This window comes from Pseudomonas sp. A125 (assembly GCF_055409485.1).
In genome coordinates, this window is the sequence record NZ_JBUZVP010000001.1 from 442,916 (window position 1) to 460,468 (window position 17,553).

17 protein-coding genes are annotated in these 17,553 nt (G+C 60.9%); 8 read left to right on the plus strand and 9 right to left on the minus strand.

The genetic code is table 11. The annotated features are described in order from the left end of the window. Positions 1 to 48: 48 nt before the first annotated feature. Positions 49 to 1,089: a DUF2066 domain-containing protein gene (locus ACZRN6_RS02005; RefSeq protein ID WP_322143857.1), complete on the minus strand. Its 1,041-nt coding sequence runs from the start codon at positions 1,087 to 1,089 to the stop codon at positions 49 to 51. 358 nt (positions 1,090 to 1,447) lie between these two features. On the opposite strand from ACZRN6_RS02005, the gene purM reads away from it, so the two are divergent. From purM to ACZRN6_RS02025, 4 genes are all read left to right on the plus strand, one after another. Continuing rightward, positions 1,448 to 2,506, plus strand: a complete 1,059-nt coding sequence (gene purM / locus ACZRN6_RS02010; protein WP_169387374.1) for a phosphoribosylformylglycinamidine cyclo-ligase — start codon at positions 1,448 to 1,450, stop codon at positions 2,504 to 2,506. Between the two features lie 11 nt (positions 2,507 to 2,517). After that, the gene (purN, locus tag ACZRN6_RS02015) at positions 2,518 to 3,168 is read left to right on the plus strand and encodes a phosphoribosylglycinamide formyltransferase (protein ID WP_464007090.1); all 651 of its coding nucleotides are present in this window, start codon (positions 2,518 to 2,520) and stop codon (positions 3,166 to 3,168) included. Between the two features lie 8 nt (positions 3,169 to 3,176). After that, the gene (locus tag ACZRN6_RS02020) at positions 3,177 to 3,890 is read left to right on the plus strand and encodes a DUF3108 domain-containing protein (protein ID WP_322143855.1); all 714 of its coding nucleotides are present in this window, start codon (positions 3,177 to 3,179) and stop codon (positions 3,888 to 3,890) included. Between the two features lie 252 nt (positions 3,891 to 4,142). Continuing rightward, positions 4,143 to 4,331: a hypothetical protein gene (locus ACZRN6_RS02025; RefSeq protein ID WP_322143854.1), complete on the plus strand. Its 189-nt coding sequence runs from the start codon at positions 4,143 to 4,145 to the stop codon at positions 4,329 to 4,331. Positions 4,332 to 4,509: 178 nt separating this feature from the next. Here the strand turns inward: ACZRN6_RS02025 and ACZRN6_RS02030 are convergent, their stop codons facing one another. The 7 genes from ACZRN6_RS02030 to ACZRN6_RS02060 form a co-directional block, all read right to left on the minus strand. Next, a complete protein-coding gene (locus tag ACZRN6_RS02030) occupies positions 4,510 to 5,055 on the minus strand; it encodes a DUF2058 domain-containing protein (RefSeq protein ID WP_076014754.1) in 546 nt (181 codons plus the stop codon). A 25-nt stretch (positions 5,056 to 5,080) separates the two neighbouring features. After that, positions 5,081 to 5,914 carry a nucleoside triphosphate pyrophosphohydrolase gene (mazG, locus tag ACZRN6_RS02035; protein WP_322143853.1) on the minus strand — a complete coding sequence of 278 codons (834 nt, stop codon included), beginning with the start codon at positions 5,912 to 5,914 and terminating at the stop codon, positions 5,081 to 5,083. 136 nt (positions 5,915 to 6,050) lie between these two features. After that, entirely contained in the window at positions 6,051 to 8,294 is a 2,244-nt protein-coding gene (gene relA / locus ACZRN6_RS02040; protein WP_322143852.1) for a GTP diphosphokinase, read from the minus strand. Between the two features lie 135 nt (positions 8,295 to 8,429). Continuing rightward, positions 8,430 to 9,782 (minus strand): 23S rRNA (uracil(1939)-C(5))-methyltransferase RlmD, encoded by a 1,353-nt coding sequence (rlmD, locus tag ACZRN6_RS02045; protein ID WP_464007091.1) that lies wholly within the window; start codon positions 9,780 to 9,782, stop codon positions 8,430 to 8,432. Then, a complete protein-coding gene (gene cysM, locus ACZRN6_RS02050) occupies positions 9,782 to 10,684 on the minus strand; it encodes a cysteine synthase CysM (protein WP_322143850.1) in 903 nt (300 codons plus the stop codon). The genes rlmD and cysM overlap by 1 nt, the downstream gene beginning before the upstream one ends. Before the next feature lie 258 nt (positions 10,685 to 10,942). Next, positions 10,943 to 11,545, minus strand: a complete 603-nt coding sequence (locus tag ACZRN6_RS02055) for a tRNA-uridine aminocarboxypropyltransferase (RefSeq protein ID WP_464007092.1) — start codon at positions 11,543 to 11,545, stop codon at positions 10,943 to 10,945. 6 nt (positions 11,546 to 11,551) lie between these two features. Beyond that, positions 11,552 to 12,445, minus strand: a complete 894-nt coding sequence (locus ACZRN6_RS02060) for a LysR family transcriptional regulator (protein WP_003210734.1) — start codon at positions 12,443 to 12,445, stop codon at positions 11,552 to 11,554. Positions 12,446 to 12,685: 240 nt separating this feature from the next. Here ACZRN6_RS02060 and speB point away from each other — a divergent pair, with 240 nt between their 5' ends. The 4 genes from speB (at position 12,686) to ACZRN6_RS02080 (ending at position 17,082) form a co-directional block, all read left to right on the plus strand. After that, a complete protein-coding gene (gene speB, locus ACZRN6_RS02065) occupies positions 12,686 to 13,636 on the plus strand; it encodes an agmatinase (RefSeq protein WP_083357426.1) in 951 nt (316 codons plus the stop codon). Further along, the gene (locus tag ACZRN6_RS02070; protein ID WP_464007093.1) at positions 13,636 to 14,061 is read left to right on the plus strand and encodes a YybH family protein; all 426 of its coding nucleotides are present in this window, start codon (positions 13,636 to 13,638) and stop codon (positions 14,059 to 14,061) included. The genes speB and ACZRN6_RS02070 overlap by 1 nt, the downstream gene beginning before the upstream one ends. A gap of 21 nt (positions 14,062 to 14,082) precedes the next feature. After that, complete coding sequence (locus tag ACZRN6_RS02075) at positions 14,083 to 15,588, plus strand: purine-cytosine permease family protein (RefSeq protein WP_464007094.1); 1,506 nt, start codon at positions 14,083 to 14,085, stop codon at positions 15,586 to 15,588. Positions 15,589 to 15,699: 111 nt separating this feature from the next. Continuing rightward, positions 15,700 to 17,082 (plus strand): sodium:solute symporter family protein, encoded by a 1,383-nt coding sequence (locus ACZRN6_RS02080; protein ID WP_322143846.1) that lies wholly within the window; start codon positions 15,700 to 15,702, stop codon positions 17,080 to 17,082. Between the two features lie 230 nt (positions 17,083 to 17,312). On the opposite strand, the gene ACZRN6_RS02085 is transcribed toward ACZRN6_RS02080, so the two are convergent. Next, positions 17,313 to 17,435, minus strand: a complete 123-nt coding sequence (locus ACZRN6_RS02085) for a PA1414 family protein (protein WP_003193089.1) — start codon at positions 17,433 to 17,435, stop codon at positions 17,313 to 17,315. Positions 17,436 to 17,553: the final 118 nt, after the last annotated feature.

Genomic DNA, 17,553 nt, shown 5'->3' on the forward strand with positions numbered 1-17,553 from the left:
ACTCCATCTGTTATTTGCTTCCTGCTTCTATATAAGGAGGAAGAATGCTTACCAATGAAAACGTAGCTGCGGCGTCGGCTCGACCGGCGCCGGTTGGGCGCCCTCCGCTACCGGCTGCGGAGCCGGCGCTTCACCCGCAGGCACTTCCTGCAACTTGGCCAGGCTCAACTGGGTGCGCAATTGCTCCGCGCTGCCATTGACCCGATACACGATGCGAGTGCCGTCCACGCGCACCGGCTGGGCACCAAACGGCTCCAGCAGATGGCCGAGGGCGGCGTAATGTTCCAGGTTCATGCCCTGCACTTCCAGCAACTGATCACTGGTGGCAGCACCGGCCTTGACCGCAAAACGTGGCGCCAGGCGCTCGCTGACAGCCAGCAGTACGGCGTCGGCCAACGCAGCGGTGTCTGTGCCGGTGGCGGTGCCCTGCTCGCTTTTATCACCCAGCCACAGGCGCCATTTGGCCGACCATTGGCCGCCATCTTCACGGGCATGCACGGCCAGCAAGGCATCGGCGCCGTAACGTTCGGACGCAGCACGCAGCGGCGTGGCATCGGGGCTTTCAAGATTCGGGGCAGTGGCGACAATTTGCTCGTCCAGGTCACCCAACGGCAGGCGCAACGGCAAACCACGGTGCTGGGCCGCTCGGCGCAGCGGCTGGGCGACGGCTTGGCCATCACCGACCAGGCTGCTGCCTTCGACGGAATCGTTCAGCCACCAGCCGAGGATCGACGGCCGATTGCTGCCCCACAGTGCCAACCCTGCGCCACGCAAGGCGCGGTCGGTGCTGACCGGGTCGAAATCCACCTGCAGGCTTTCCGGCGGGCCGGCATCGTAGCCGTATTGGCTGATGATCTGTTGCGGGTCTTTGCGAATTGCCGCCAGGCCAGGACCGTCGGCGGCCTTGGCGTCGCCGGTCAGGCGGATCACCAGGGTTTGCAGGGCACGCTGGGTAGCCTGGTCACGCTCCTGGGGAGACTGACTGCTGACCGGTTCCAGCACTTGATAGAGACCATTGAGGGTTTCGGCATGACTCGCCAGGCTGACCAACGACAAACAGCCCACAAAAAAATATTTACTCAGACCCATGAAAAAAGATTCCCGAACGGCAAATAAGCGGTTGGAACAGACCGCGTGAACACTGTTGAGCAAGGCTGTGACCACAGCGACCGGCAAAACATTCACAGGGCCTCGGTAAGTTTTTGTACTGTCATAACGATAGCGAGTTAAAGGCTATACCTTAATACGCCCCGTGACCGACTCGATTAGCGATTTTTTTAACAGCTATTGCCCCTGCCCGTCGGCCCGAGGATGGCCGCTGCCCCTCAAGCCTGATAAAATCGCGCGCCTTCGCAGACCGTCAATGGCAGGCCATGCTGAAACTCAAGTTTCGGTACACCCGCCGCATTCGGTCGTTACCCAGAAATCCCCCCTAAAGGCCTGGATCATGAGCAAGCAACCCTCCCTGAGCTACAAGGACGCCGGTGTAGACATCGACGCCGGTGAAGCATTGGTCGAACGCATCAAGAGCGTCGCCAAGCGCACTGCGCGCCCCGAAGTCATGGGCGGCCTGGGCGGTTTTGGCGCCCTCTGCGAGATCCCGGCCGGCTACAAGCAGCCTGTTCTGGTCTCCGGCACCGACGGTGTGGGCACCAAGCTGCGCCTGGCACTGAACCTGAACAAGCACGACAGCATCGGCATCGACCTGGTTGCCATGTGCGTGAACGACCTGGTGGTGTGCGGCGCCGAGCCGCTGTTCTTCCTTGACTACTACGCCACCGGCAAGCTCAACGTCGAGACCGCAACCCAAGTAGTTACCGGCATCGGCGCCGGCTGCGAACTGTCCGGCTGCTCCCTGGTCGGTGGTGAAACCGCTGAAATGCCAGGCATGTACGAAGGCGAAGACTACGACCTGGCCGGTTTCTGCGTCGGCGTTGTAGAGAAATCCGAAATCATCGACGGCTCCAAAGTCGCTGCCGGTGACGCCCTGCTGGCCCTGCCATCGTCGGGCCCGCACTCCAACGGCTACTCGTTGATCCGCAAGATCATCGAAGTGTCCGGCGCCGACATCGAAACCATCCAGCTCGACGGCAAGCCTCTGACCGACCTGCTGATGGCCCCGACCCGCATCTACGTGAAGCCGTTGCTCAAGCTGATCAAGGACACCGGCGCGGTCAAGGCCATGGCTCACATCACTGGTGGCGGCCTGCTGGACAACATCCCGCGTGTACTGCCTAAAGGCGCGCAGGCGATTGTCGACGTGGCCAGCTGGCAGCGCCCGGCAGTCTTCGACTGGCTGCAAGAGCAAGGCAACGTCAACGAAACCGAGATGCACCGCGTGCTGAACTGCGGCGTGGGCATGGTCATCTGCGTGGCTCAAGAGCACGTTGAAACAGCGCTGAACGTCCTGCGTGAAGCCGGCGAGCAGCCATGGGTCATCGGCCAGATCGCCACCGCCCCTGAAGGCGCTGCCCAGGTTGAACTGAAGAACCTCAAGGCACACTGATGCAAGGGCAGATGTCCCAGACCTGTGATGTCGTGGTGCTGCTCTCCGGCACCGGCAGTAACTTGCAGGCCCTGATCGATAGCACGCTGACCTGCGACAGCCCGGCGCGCATCGCTGCGGTGGTCTCCAACCGCAGCGACGCCTACGGCCTGCAACGCGCCAGGGACGCGGGTATTGACACCCGCTCCCTCGATCACAAGGCTTTCGAAGGCCGCGAGGCCTTCGACAGCGCCTTGATCGAACTCATCGACGCCTTCAATCCAAAACTCGTGGTACTGGCCGGCTTCATGCGCATTCTCAGCGCCGATTTCGTACGCCACTACAACGGGCGCCTGCTCAATATCCACCCGTCCCTGCTGCCCAAATACAAAGGGTTACACACCCACCAGCGCGCCCTGGAGGCCGGCGACACCGAGCACGGTTGCAGCGTGCACTTTGTCACCGAGGAACTCGATGGCGGGCCTCTGGTCGTACAGGCAGTAGTTCCGGTAGAGTCTGCGGACTCGGCGCAGACGCTTGCGCAACGGGTTCACACCCAGGAACACAGGATTTACCCGCTGGCTGTTCGCTGGTTCGCTGAGGGGCGGTTGGTTCTTGGCGACCACGGTGCATTATTGGACGGTCAGTTACTGGCGGCCAGCGGCCACTTGATTCGAACCTAGGAGACTTTATGCGTCGCGCCCTGCTCTTCGCTTTTGCGCTGTTCGCCTTGCCTGCCGTGCAAGCGGCAGACCTTCACCCTTTCTCCGCCAGCTACACCGCCGACTGGAAACAGTTGCCCATGAGTGGCTCGGCAGAACGCAGCCTGACCAAGAATGACAACGGCACCTGGACCTTGAATTTCAAGGCTTCCATGATGATCGCCAGCCTGTCTGAAACCAGCGTGATCCGCTTTGACAAGGACGCCCTGCAGCCGCAGAGCTATACCTTCGAACGCGGCGGACTGGGCAAGGCGAAGAAGATCAACCTGGACTTCGACCGCACGGCCAACAAGGTCACCGGCTTCGAAAACAAGGACCCGGTCAATGTCGCCCTAGAAAGCGGCATGATGGACAAGTCGACCTACCAGCTTGCCCTGCAACGCGATGTGGCCGCCGGCAAAAAAAGCATGAGCTACCGCGTGGTCGAAGGTACTGATACCGACACCTACGACTTTCGCGTGATCGGCCCGGAAAAGGTCCAGACCAAAGCCGGCTCCATCGACGCGATCAAGGTCGAGCGCGTGCGTGACCCGACTCAAAGCAAGCGCATTACCCAAATGTGGTTTGCCAAGGATTGGGGTGGCCTGCTGGTTGCCCTGCGCCAGGTCGAGACCGACGGCAAGGAATACAACATCATGCTGCAAGACGGTACCGTTGACGGCAAGGCTGTCAAAGGCAACTGATCCCCTGTGCATTAAAAGAGCCTCGCATCTGCGGGGCTTTTTTTCGCCTGTCAGCTGACACCAACATGAAACTTTTGTCATAAAACTCAGCGCCCTGCGACGCAATGTCACGGTTTACGCGGGCCCGGAGATTGTTCCAGTTTCTGTAAAGGTGTGTTGCAAATGTTGCTTATTTACTTAGCAAGCTAACAAACCATATAACAAAGGCCTGCGACGCCTTGCCGCAGGTCAACCAGAGATTGGAGCAAGCAGATGACTGTAAAAGTAACTGAACGCGACGATGACCATATGTCCCATGAAGCGGTAGCCCACGGGATTCACATCTGGGATGTACACCAGCAGGACCTGCTGGTCGGCATGTTTCACGACGAGACCGAAGCTCATAATTATAAAAACGAGCTCGAGACCCTTGAGATGAAACGCCAGGCGCAAAGCTCCTGAAACTCTGAAATCCTGTAGACACCCAGCCCCACGCAGCTGGAGTATCTATAAACACAAACCCCGCCTTTTGAGCGGGGTTTGTGTTTTAGGGGAATTATTGGGGCTGCTTCGCAGCCCAGCGCGGGGCAAGCCCGCTCACCACAACAAGCTCCCTCGCTACACTGTGGTTTCTAACGTCTTACCACATCAGGTCATCAGGGATCTGGTACGCGGCGTATGGATCATCCTCATCCGGTACCTGGCTCTCGGTCAGGACGTTCATCTGGACGATACGCTCAGGTGCCCGCTCCTGGATCTTCAGCGCCGCCTCACGCGGGATTACTTCATAGCCGCCACCGTGATGCACGATCGCCAGGGAGCCGTTGCTCAACTTGTTGCGCATCAAGGTGTTGACCGACAGGCGCTTGACCTTCTTGTCATCCACGAAGTTGTAGTAGTCCTCGGTGGTCAGCTTGGGCAGGCGCGAGGTTTCGATCAACTGCTTGACCTGGGCCACGCGGGCCTTGGCCTCGGCTTTTTCCTGGTGCTGGCGGTTCAGCTCCTGGTCACGCTTGACCTTCTCGGCATGCGCTTCAATGGCCAGGCGCGCCTGGCTATCGTCGGCCGTAACCTGGCCTTTATGCACCAGGCGCTGCTGCTTCTGTTTCTCTTTGCCGACCTGTTTGGCCTGCTTTTGGTTGACCAGGCCTGCTTTGAGCAACTGGTCGCGAAGGGAAATGCTCATGGTGCTTACTCACTTGGGCAACGGTTCAGCCGCAGCTGGACAGATTCTTTTCCTGGCGTTTGGCTTCGCCCCACAGGGCGTCCAACTCTTCGAGGGTGCAATCTTCTATGGGTTTGTGCGTGTCGCGCAATGCCTGTTCGATAAATCGGAAACGTCGTTCGAATTTGGCGTTGGCTAAACGCAAGGCCGCTTCCGGGTCAACTTGCAGATGACGGGCCAGGTTGACCGCTGCAAACAGCAGGTCACCCACTTCATCGGCGATGGCTACCGGGTCATTGTCGGCCATGGCTTGGAGCACTTCATCCAGCTCTTCGCGCACGTTATCCACCACCGGCAACGCCGCCGGCCAGTCAAAACCGACTTGCCCGGCACGCTTTTGCAATTTGGCGGCGCGGGAAAGCGCCGGCAAGGCCATGGGCACATCATCCAGCAGGGATAATTGCTTTGGCGCGTCGGACTTTTCTGCACGCTCCTCGGCCTTGATCTCCTCCCAGCGCTGCTTGACCTGCTCTTCGCTCAACTGCGGGATATCCAGCGGTGCGTACAGATCGCCGGTGGGAAACACATGCGGGTGACGACGAATCAGCTTGCGGGTGATGCTGTCGATCACCCCGGCGAATTCGAAGCGCCCTTCTTCCCGCGCCAGCTGGCTGTAATACACCACCTGGAACAACAGGTCGCCCAGTTCACCCTGCAGGTGATCAAAGTCCCCGCGCTCGATGGCGTCGGCGACTTCGTAGGCTTCTTCCAGGGTGTGGGGGACGATAGTGGCGTAGGTTTGCTTGATGTCCCACGGGCAACCGTATTGCGGGTCGCGCAGGCGGTTCATCAGGTGCAGCAGGTCTTCAAGTGAATACATCGATCAATCTCTATCGGTGTTCTGTGGGAGCTGGCTTGCCTGCGATGGCATCGACTCAATACATCTGAAATACCGAGGCGTCTGCATCGCAGGCAAGCCAGCTCCCACACAAGCCCGGCTCCCACAAAAAAATGGGTTATGGCGTGCGATTACGCCGGGTTTCAATGATGTTCGGCAACTGGGAAATACGCCCCAGCAACCGACCCAACGCGTCCAGCCCCGGAATCTCGATGGTCAGGGACATCAACGCCGTGTTGTCCTCTTTATTCGAGCGGGTGTTGACCGCCAGCACGTTGATCCGCTCGTTGAGCAGCACCTGCGACACATCACGCAGCAGCCCGGAGCGGTCGTAGGCTCGGATGACGATGTCTACCGGGTAGGTCAACACCGGCACCGGGCCCCAGCTGACCTGGATGATCCGCTCCGGCTCGCGCCCGCCCAGTTGCAACACCGAGGCACAGTCCTGACGGTGAATGCTCACCCCGCGGCCTTGAGTGATGTAACCGACGATGGCGTCGCCCGGCAATGGCTGGCAACAACCGGCCATTTGCGTCATCAGGTTGCCGACGCCCTGGATCTGGATATCGCCCCGCTTGCCCGGCTTGTAGCCCGTGGCCTTGCGTGGAATCAGTTCCAGTTGCTCGCTGCCACGCTCCGGTTCAACCAGTTGCTGGGCCAGATTGACCAACTGCGCCAGGCGCAGATCGCCGGCACCGAGGGCGGCGAACATGTCTTCGGCGATCTTCATGTTGGCCTTTTCGGCCAGCTTGTCGAAGTCCACCTGCGGCAGGCCCAGGCGACCCAACTCGCGCTCAAGCAAGGTTTTGCCGGCGGCGACGTTCTGGTCACGCGCCTGCAATTTGAACCAGTGGACAATCTTCGCCCGCGCCCGGGACGTGGTGATGTAGCCCAGGTTCGGGTTCAACCAGTCGCGGCTCGGCGTACCGTGCTTGCTGGTGATGATCTCGACCTGTTCACCGGTTTGCAGGCTGTAGTTGAGCGGCACGATGCGCCCGTTGATCTTCGCGCCACGGCAGTTGTGGCCGATCTCGGTGTGCACGCGGTAGGCAAAATCCAGCGGCGTGGAGCCCTTGGGCAGGTCGATCGCGTGGCCGTCAGGGGTGAAGATATAGACCCGGTCGGGCTCGATATCCACCCGCAGCTGGTCGGCCAGGCCGCCGATGTCGCCCAGTTCTTCGTGCCATTCCAGCACCTGGCGCAACCAGGAGATTTTCTCTTCGTACTGGTTGGACCCGGCCTTGACGTCGGTGCCCTTGTAGCGCCAGTGCGCACACACCCCCAGCTCCGCCTCTTCATGCATGGCGTGGGTGCGGATTTGCACTTCCAGCACCTTGCCTTCGGGGCCGATCACTGCCGTGTGCAACGAGCGGTAACCGTTTTCTTTGGGGTTGGCGATGTAGTCGTCGAATTCCTTGGGGATGTGCCGCCACAGTGTGTGGACGATACCCAGCGCGGTGTAGCAGTCGCGCATTTCCGGCACCAGCACCCGCACGGCGCGCACGTCGTAGATCTGGCTGAAGGCCAGGCCCTTGCGCTGCATTTTGCGCCAGATGGAATAGATGTGTTTGGCCCGGCCGCTGATGTCAGCTTCAACACCGGTGGCCTGCAACTCCGTGCGCAATTGGCTCATCACGTCGGCGATGAAACGCTCACGGTCGAGCCGCCGCTCATGGAGCAGCGTGGCAATCTGTTTGTATTGGTCGGGCTCCAGGTAGCGGAAGGACAAGTCCTCCAGCTCCCACTTGATATGGCCGATGCCCAGGCGGTGGGCCAGTGGCGCGTAGATGTCGAACACCTCGCGGGCGACGCGGTTGCGCTTTTCGTCGTCGGCGGTTTTCACCGCACGAATCGCGCAGGTGCGCTCGGCCAGCTTGATCAGCGCGACGCGTACGTCGTCGACCATCGCCACCAGCATCTTGCGCAGGTTTTCCACCTGGCCCTGGGTGCCCAGCACCATGGACTGGCGCGGGCTGAGGCTGGCACTGATCGCCGCCATGCGCAGCACGCCGTCGATCAGCTTGGCCACCACGGTGCCAAAACGCTGGCTGACGGTGGGCAATTGAATATGCCCTTCGCGCACGCCGCGATACAGCACCGCCGCGATCAGTGAATCCTGATCGAGCTTGAGATCGGCGAGGATCTCGGCGATTTCCAACCCGGTGCGAAAGCTTGAAGTGCCTTCGGCCCACAGGTTCTTTGCCGCATTGTCTTGCTGTTCAGACTCACGAGCGAACTCGCAGGCTGCTTTCAAGGCTTCACGGTCCAGTGCCGGGTCGACACTGACGGCATGATCCAGCCATGCCTCGAGATTGATACTGCCGTCGGTGTTGATCGGCTGGTGTGCTCTCACCTGTACCATCTTGCTTACCTTCCCTACGACGCACCTTTTAGTGCGTCAAAATCATCGCTGACCTGCTTTACAAAAAAGCTTGTGCACGCTCCCTGGCAGGTCACAGGCCCAGGAGATGCAGGCCAGTCGGATTAAACGGGCATCCTAGCCCGCTTCAAATAACGCCATGGCCTCGACATGGGCCGTCTGGGGAAACATGTCGAGGATCCCGGCACGTTTTAGCCGGTAGCCTTGCTTGACCAACTCGACCGTGTCCCGCGCCAGCGTGGCTGGGTTGCAGGACACATACACCAGGCGATCAGCCCCCAGGGTGGCGAGCTTGCGCACAACCTCCAGGGCACCATCGCGGGGTGGGTCCAAGAGTACCGCAGAAAAGCCCTGTTGGGCCCATTCCGCGTCGGTCAAAGGCTGGGACAAATCGGCCTGAAAAAACTGCACATTATGCAAATTATTGCTGACAGCATTCTGCGCTGCCCGGTCCACCATGGCCTGTACGCCTTCCACCGCCACTACTTCCCGCACTTGGCGGGCCAGCGGCAGGGCGAAGTTGCCCAAGCCACAAAACAAATCCAGCACCCGCTCGTCGGGCTTGGGCGCCAGCCATTCCAGGGCCTGGGCGACCATCGCCGCGTTGACCAAGGCGTTGACCTGCACAAAGTCTCCCGGGCGGTATGCCAACTGCAAATCCCACTGTTCCAGACGATAGCCCAAGGCCTGGTCTGGTTCGAACGGCTGCGGTTGGCCCTCGCCATGCAGCCACAGTTGGGCTTCATGGAACGTGCAAAATTCCTGCAGGATCGTCAGGTCCGCTTCGGACAAGGGCGCCATGTGTCGCAACAACACGGCAATCGACGAGCCACTGAACAATTCCACATGCCCCAACGCCTGAGGTTTGCTCAAGCGCCGCAGCATGTTTGGCAAGCGCTGCATGATCGGCTGCAAGGCCTGTACCAGCACGGGGCAATCGTCGATGGCGACGATGTCCTGGCTGGCCACGGCGCGAAAGCCCACCTCAAGTTTCTTCGCCTTGGCATCCCAGCGCACGGCCACGCGGGCACGGCGGCGGTAGCCGAATTCCGGCCCGCTCAAAGGCGCGGCCCACTCTTGGGGTTCGACACCGGCCACGCGGGATAATTGCTCGGCGAGCATGCGCTGTTTCAGGGCAAGTTGTTCGTCATGGGGCAAGTGTTGCAGGCTGCAACCGCCGCAGCGGCCGGCATGCACACAGGGTGCCGGGCGGCGCAGTTCGCTGGCGGTAAAGACTCGCTCGGTGCGCGCTTCGACCACTTTGCCGTGGGCGCCCAACACCCGGGCTTCAACCTCTTCACCGGCCAGGGCACCCACCACAAACCAGGTGCGGCCTTCAAAGAACACGATGCCGCGGCCGTCGTTGGCCAGGCGCTCGATGGTCAGGCGCTGCTTCTTGCCTACAGGGATCTGTGGGGCCCGGCTGCCGCCCGTCGGTTGGAAGCGCAGGCCTCTCTCGTGCTTGGCCATCAGTTGGGCGCGTCGAAAATGCCGGTCGACAGGTAACGGTCGCCACGGTCACAGATGATCGCGACGATCACCGCGTTTTCCAACTCCTGGGACAAGCGCAACATCCCGGCCACCGCACCACCGGACGACACGCCGCAGAAGATGCCTTCTTCACGGGCCAGACGGCGGGTGGTGTCTTCGGCTTCACGCTGGGCCATGTCGATGATGCGATCGACGCGAGCCGCGTTATAAATTTTCGGCAAGTACTCTTCGGGCCAACGACGGATCCCCGGGATCGACGCGCCTTCCATGGGTTGCAGGCCGACGATCTGGATGTCGGGGTTCTGCTCCTTGAGGTAGCGCGAGTTGCCCATGATGGTGCCAGTGGTGCCCATCGAACTCACAAAGTGGGTGATGGTGCCCTGGGTCTGGCGCCAGATTTCCGGGCCGGTGGTGGTGTAGTGCGCCTCGGGGTTATCCCCATTGGCGAACTGGTCCAGCACCAGGCCACGGCCTTCGGCAGCCATACGCTCGGCGAGGTCGCGCGCGCCTTCCATGCCTTCTTCCTGGGTGACCAGGATCAGCTCGGCGCCATAGGCGGTCATCGCCGCCTTGCGCTCGGCGCTGCCGTTGTCGGGCATGATCAGAACCATCTTGTAGCCCTTGATTGCCGCGGCCATGGCCAGGGCGATCCCGGTGTTACCGGAGGTGGCTTCGATCAGGGTGTCGCCAGGCTTGATCTGCCCACGCAACTCGGCGCGGGTGATCATCGACAACGCCGGGCGGTCCTTGACCGAGCCGGCCGGGTTGTTCCCTTCGAGCTTGAGCAACAAGGTGTTGCTGGTGTTGCCCGGCAGGCGCTGCAAGCGGACCAGCGGGGTGTTGCCGACGCAATCGGCGATGGTGGGGTACTGCAAGGTCATGGCGTATTCGCAATCCAGACTGCGGGGGCGCCCATCATACCGGGAAAGGCTGGCGGGCCATATCACGCAAAGTGTGGTGCTTATCGCTTAATGGAATAAGCAGAATCTAGAGCCCGCGAACACGTAGTGAGACACACCCGATGTTTTTGTGTAGCAGCTGTCGAGCCCCCGCGAGGCTGCGTCGGGGGCGGCGCAGTCCTTTGCCTGGCGCGAGAGCGGCGGTGCGGCAGACGTAGCCTCGCTGGCGCTCGACAACTGCTACGGAGATTGCGTGCCGTGGTTGCGTCGGTACACTTCCTGCCCCATCGCGGCAATTTGCCCGTCGATCAGCGCCTCAAATGGTTTCAATAACGGCTCAAATAAGGTCGGGGCTTCAAGCACCTGCAATGCCTGCACGATAGCTTCCACCGTCGACAATGCCCCGGGCCCCGGCGCCTTGCGCAGCCGGTAACGGGACACGGCACCTTCCGCCAGCGTCACTCTTGGCAACGCCGCCAGCAAAGGGTTGAGGTGCAGCAATTTGCGCGCTTTGCGCCAGGTACCGTCCGGCACTACCAGCAGCAACGGTTCGTCGGACGGTGTGTAGGCCCGCAACGGTTGCGCGTCCTCGCCCGGAAATAACAATCGCGCCTGATAGCCCGGAGGATTCAACAACGCCTGCAACTCCTCAAACACCTCCCCCACTATCAACTGCGCATTCACCAATCCCAGCGCCGCCAACCGGGCGGTATTCAATGCGTGATTGACCTCACTCGGATGCTGCAACAGCAACACGCGAGTACGGCTATCCAGGCTTGGGATCAGCGCACACAGGCAGTGAGTGGTGGGCCGCAGGCAGCGGGAACATTGGGATCTGGACATGGGTTTTCAGGCCTGGTTGAGCTGGGCTTTAAGTAAATCGCGGAAGGTCTGGATCAACGGCTCGCGGCTGCGGCCCCGGCGCATGATCATCGAGAACGGCGCCTGGTAACCGAAGGTCGCCGGCAGCAATACCCGCAAGTCGCCCTTGTCGGCCCAAGCCTGGGCGTAGTGTTCCGGCAGGTAGCCGATATAGGCGCCGGACAGCACCAGGATCAATTGCGCCTCCATACTTTCGACCGTGGCCGCGCTGTGCTTGAAGCCGTGGCGTGCGAGTTCGGCCTGGCTCCAGTAACCACGCCCGACCATGCGTTGCTGGGTGATCACTTGCTCGGGGATCCGCCGCTCATTGAACAATGGATGGCGGGTGCTGCAATACAGCCAGTGCTGTTCGCGGTACAGCGGCATATAGATCAGCCCGCTCATGCGGTTGGAGAAGGCACCGATGGCCAGGTCCAGGCGATTGTCCTGGACCCCGAGCTGCAACTCATAAGGGCTCATCACCGACAGGTGCAAATGCACCGCCGGGTGTTCCTGGCTGTAGGCACCGATGACTTCGGCAAACGGCAGGGCCTTGTCGCTGACGGTGGAGTCGAGCACGCCCAGCTTCAGGGTGCCGCGCAATTCGCCTTTCAGTGCCGCGGCGTATTGCTCAAAGCCTTCCAGTTCACCCAGCAGGCGCAACGTTTCCTGATGGAACAGCTCGCCCTTGCTGGTGAGACTGAAACCGCCCCGGCCGCGATGGCACAACACCAGGCCCAACGCGGCTTCCAGCTGGCTCATATACGTGCTGATGGCCGAGGTCGACAGGTTGAGTTCGTGCTGGGCATTCGCGAAACCCTGGTGCCGCACGACGCTGACGAAGATGCGCAGGAGTTTCAGGTCGGGCAAGGCGTTGGCCATAAGATCTCCAAGTAACACAAAACCTGTAGGAGCTGGCTTGCCAGCGATGCAATCCACTCGGTGCGCCTGTTACACCGAGGCGCCTGCATCGCTGGCAAGCCAGCTCCTACAGTTGCAGCCGAGTTTACCTTAAGCGTTAGTTTAGAAAAATCTGAACTAAGTATTTGCCCCTGCCGATTCTTCCCTTCCCCTGCATTTCGCAGAATCGGCCCCTAATAAACACAACGATGAGGCAATCCCGTGGACAAGATTTTCCACCAACCACTGGGCGGCAACGAAATGCCGCGCTTCGCCGGCATCGCCACCATGATGCGTCTTCCCCACTTGCAATCGGCCAAGGGCCTGGATGCCGCCTTCGTCGGCGTGCCCCTGGACATCGGCACCTCCCTGCGTGCCGGCACCCGTTTCGGGCCGCGGGAAATCCGCGCTGAATCGGTGATGATCCGCCCTTACAACATGGCCACCGGCGCCGCACCGTTTGACTCGCTGTCGGTTGCCGACATCGGCGACGTGGCGATCAACACCTTCAACCTGCTGGACGCCGTGCGCATCATCGAAGAAGCCTACGACGAGATCCTCGAACACAACGTGGTTCCGATGACACTGGGCGGTGACCACACCATCACCCTGCCGATCCTGCGGGCGATCCACAAGAAACACGGCAAGGTCGGGCTGGTGCACATCGACGCCCACGCCGACGTGAACGACCACATGTTCGGCGAGAAAATCGCCCACGGCACCACTTTCCGCCGCGCGGTAGAGGAAGGCCTGCTGGATTGCGACCGCGTGGTGCAGATCGGCCTGCGCGCCCAGGGCTACACCGCCGAAGACTTCAACTGGAGCCGTAAACAGGGTTTCCGCGTGGTCCAGGCCGAAGAATGCTGGCACCACTCGCTGGCGCCCCTGATGGCTGAAGTGCGCGAGAAAGTCGGCGGCGGCCCGGTGTACCTGAGCTTTGATATCGACGGCATCGACCCGGCCTGGGCGCCTGGCACCGGCACCCCGGAAATCGGTGGCTTGACCACGATCCAGGCGATTGAAATCATCCGCGGCTGCCAAGGCCTGGACCTGATTGGTTGCGACCTGGTAGAAGTTTCGCCGCCGTACGACACCACCGGCAACACCTCGCTGCTGGGCGCCAACCTGCTGTACGAAATGCTTTGCGTACTGCCTGGCGTGGCGCACCGCTGATGAACGCGCAGGCTGAGGTATTAAACGCCGCGGCCGACCTGGTGTCGGCCTTCGCCCGCAATGACCGCGCCGCCTACTTCGGCGCGTTCAGTGCCGACGCCAGCTTCGTGTTCTACACCCTCCCCCAGCCGCTGCTGAGTCGCGATGCCTACCAGGCGTTGTGGGACAGCTGGCGCCGGGACGAGGGATTTGAGGTGCTGTCCTGCACCTCAAGCAACGCATTCGTCAGCCTGCAAGGTGACGTCGCAGTATTTGTGCATGACGTGGCCACCGAGCTGCGCATGAACGGGGAGCAATTCTTTAGCCAGGAACGCGAGACCATTGTCTTCAAACGACAAGGTGATCGCACACAACAAAAAGAAGGCCTGTGGCTGGCCTGTCACGAACATTTGTCCGCTATGCCGGAAGGGCTGCCGCCCCCTTAGCCAATGTGATCGGAGCTGATCATGAATAATAAAAACAACGAAAATAGTATTCGCAACATAGAAACCAACGGCGTCGAACAGATCCCGGACCACGAACGTACCGCTGGGCCGAAGGATTTGTTTCGCCTGACTTTCGGCGGCGCCAACACCTTCGCCACCGCCGTGCTGGGGAGCTTTCCGGTGTTGTTTGGCTTGTCGTTCCAGGCCGGCGTCTGGGCGATTGTGCTGGGCGTGCTGGTGGGTGCGCTAATCCTCGCGCCCATGGGCCTGTTCGGCCCGCTCAATGGCACCAATAACGCCGTGTCTTCCGGGGCGCACTTTGGTGTGCACGGGCGGATTGTCGGCTCGTTCCTGTCACTGCTGACGGCGATCGCGTTCTTCTCACTGTCGGTGTGGAGTTCAGGCGATGCGCTGGTAGGCGGCGCGAAACGCCTGGTGGGGTTGCCTGAAACCGACCTGACCCTGGGCCTGGCCTACGGCGTGTTCGCCATTCTGGTACTGACGGTGTGCATCTACGGCTTTCGCTTCATGCTGTGGGTCAACCGCATTGCCGTATGGGCGGCGAGCCTGCTGTTCCTGCTGGGTATCTTCGCCTTCGCGCCTGCCTTTGATAGCCACTTCGCCGGCACCGTTGCCCTCGGCCAGACTGGCTTCTGGGCGGCGTTTATCGGTGCGGCGCTGGTCGCCATGAGCAATCCGATTTCCTTCGGTGCGTTCCTCGGTGACTGGTCGCGCTACATCCCGCGGGAAACCTCGAAGATGCGGATCATGTTGGCGGTAGTGCTCGCGCAGATCGCAACCTTGATCCCGTTCCTGTTCGGCCTCGCCACCGCCACCATCGTGGCGATCAAGGCACCGGACTACATCGCGGCCAACAACTATGTCGGCGGCTTGCTGGCCGTGGCACCGAGCTGGTTCTTCCTGCCGGTGTGCCTGATCGCGGTAATCGGCGGCATGTCCACTGGCACCACCTCGCTGTATGGCACCGGGCTGGACATGTCCAGCGTGTTCCCACGGTTGCTGTCGCGGGTCAAGGCGACGCTGCTGATAGGGGTGATGTCGATTGCCTTCATCTTTATCGGACGTTTCGCCGCCAACCTGGTGCAGAGCGTGTCGACCTTCGCCGTGCTGATCATCACCTGCACCACGCCGTGGATGGTGATGATGATCATCGGCCTGATCGTACGCCGGGGCTACTACTGCCCGGACGACCTGCAAGTGTTCACGCGCGGTGAAACCGGCGGGCGCTACTGGTTCAGCCACGGCTGGAACTGGCGCGGCCTGGGGGCCTGGATCCCGAGTGCGCTGGTGGGCCTGTGCTTCGTCAACCTGCCGGGGCAGTTCGTGGGGCCGTTGGGCAACCTCGCCGATGGCATCGACATCAGCTTGCCGGTAACGCTTGGCCTGGCCTCGCTGGTGTACCTGACACTGCTTCGCGTGTTCCCTGAACCGGCCTCGGTCTACGGGCCGACTGTGGCGAGGGAGCTTGCTCCCGCGGGGCTGCGCAGCAGTCCCGAGGCCGCCTGATGAGTTGCGTGAAATGGATTGGGGCTGCTGCGCAGCCCAGCGGGAGCAAGCTCCCTCGCCACACAGCCCCCTTTAGCCCCACATAAAAAAGATAATCGGAGACCCGCCGTCATGGCATTAGATCTATTCGTCGTCCTCATCTACGCCGCCGGCATGCTGGTGCTCGGCTACTACGGCATGCGCCGGGCCAAGACCCATGAAGACTACCTGGTGGCCGGCCGCAACCTCGGCCCGACGCTGTACATGGGCACCATGGCCGCCACTGTGCTGGGCGGCGCGTCCACCGTCGGCACCGTGCGCCTGGGCTATGTGCATGGCATTTCCGGGTTCTGGCTGTGCGCCGCGCTGGGTGCAGGCATCATTGCGTTGAACCTGTTCCTGGCCAAGCCGCTGCTGAAGCTGAAAATCTTCACCGTCACCCAAGTGCTGGAAAAGCGCTACAACCCCATGGCCCGCCAGGCCAGCGCGGTGATCATGCTGGCCTACGCGCTGATGATCGGCGTGACCTCGATCCTCGCAATCGGCACCGTGCTGCAAGTGCTGTTCGACCTGCCGTTCTGGATGTCGGTATTGGTGGGCGGTGGTGTGGTGGTGGTGTATTCGACCATCGGTGGCATGTGGTCACTGACCCTGACCGACATCGTGCAATTTGTGATCAAGACCGTCGGCCTGATGTTTATCCTGCTGCCAATCTGCCTGTACCGCGTCGGCGGCTGGGATGAACTGGTGGCCAAGCTGCCCGCGTCGAATTTCAGCTTCACTGAAATTGGCTGGGACACCATCATCACCTACTTCATGATTTACTTTTTCGGCATCCTGATCGGCCAGGACATCTGGCAGCGGGTGTTCACTGCCCGTGACGAAAAGGTCGCCAAGTACGCAGGCACCTTCGCCGGTTTCTACTGCATCCTCTACGGCCTGGCCTGTGCGCTGATCGGCATGGCCGCCCACGTACTGCTCCCGGACCTGGACAACGTCAACAATGCGTTTGCCGCCATCGTCAAAGTCTCGCTGCCGGACGGTATCCGCGGCCTGGTCATCGCCGCGGCACTGGCCGCAATGATGTCTACCGCCAGCGCCGGCTTGCTCGCTGCTTCCACCGTATTGACCGAAGACCTGCTGCCGCGCCTGCGCGGTGGTAAACAGTCGAGCTTGAATATCAACCGCCTGTTTACCTTGCTGACGGGCATTGCCGTGCTGGGTATCGCACTGGTGGTTACCGATGTGATCAGCGCGCTGACCCTGGCTTACAACCTGTTGGTGGGCGGCATGCTGATCCCACTGATCGGGGCGATTTTCTGGAAGCGTGCAACGACTTCCGGGGCAATAACTTCCATGACCCTGGGCTTTGTGACTGCGCTGGTGTTCATGATCAAGGATGGCCTGGATGCCAACACGCCGATCTACTACAGCCTGGGCGTGGGCCTGGTGAGTTTTGTGCTGGTGAGCGTGTTGTCGCGCCGTCCGGAGGCTGCAGCGGCACGGGCGATCTGAATGAACAGTTGAAAGAAGCTTTCTTCAGCGGGTGCGACGTCGGATGTCGCACCCGTTTTTTTTGCGGTTACACAAAACAAATGTGGGAACGGGCTTGCTCGCGCAGGGGGTGTGCCAGTCAGCACATGTATCGACTGGCACACACCCTTCGCGAGCAAGCCCGCTCCCACACTAAATTCTCTGCCTTTGCCAATTGCGCCCAAACACAGGTGCTTGAGCGCTTTAACGCCTTACCTGCGACGCGGGCGACGCTGCTCGTCATCGGTGCGGATCGGCACCGGCTGCAGTGGCGGCTCGATCAAGCCAAGCGCAACACCGAGGTCGTGGAGCCAGTTCTGGATTTTCTCTTTCATGGTTGCCCCCTTTGAGGGTAATGCTGGTAGGCGTAAGTTCTGTCGCCTTTTCCTACAGTGATAGTAGCCCTAAGTCCTACGCATTGCTTGAACGAAACCACAACGAACTATTACAGGA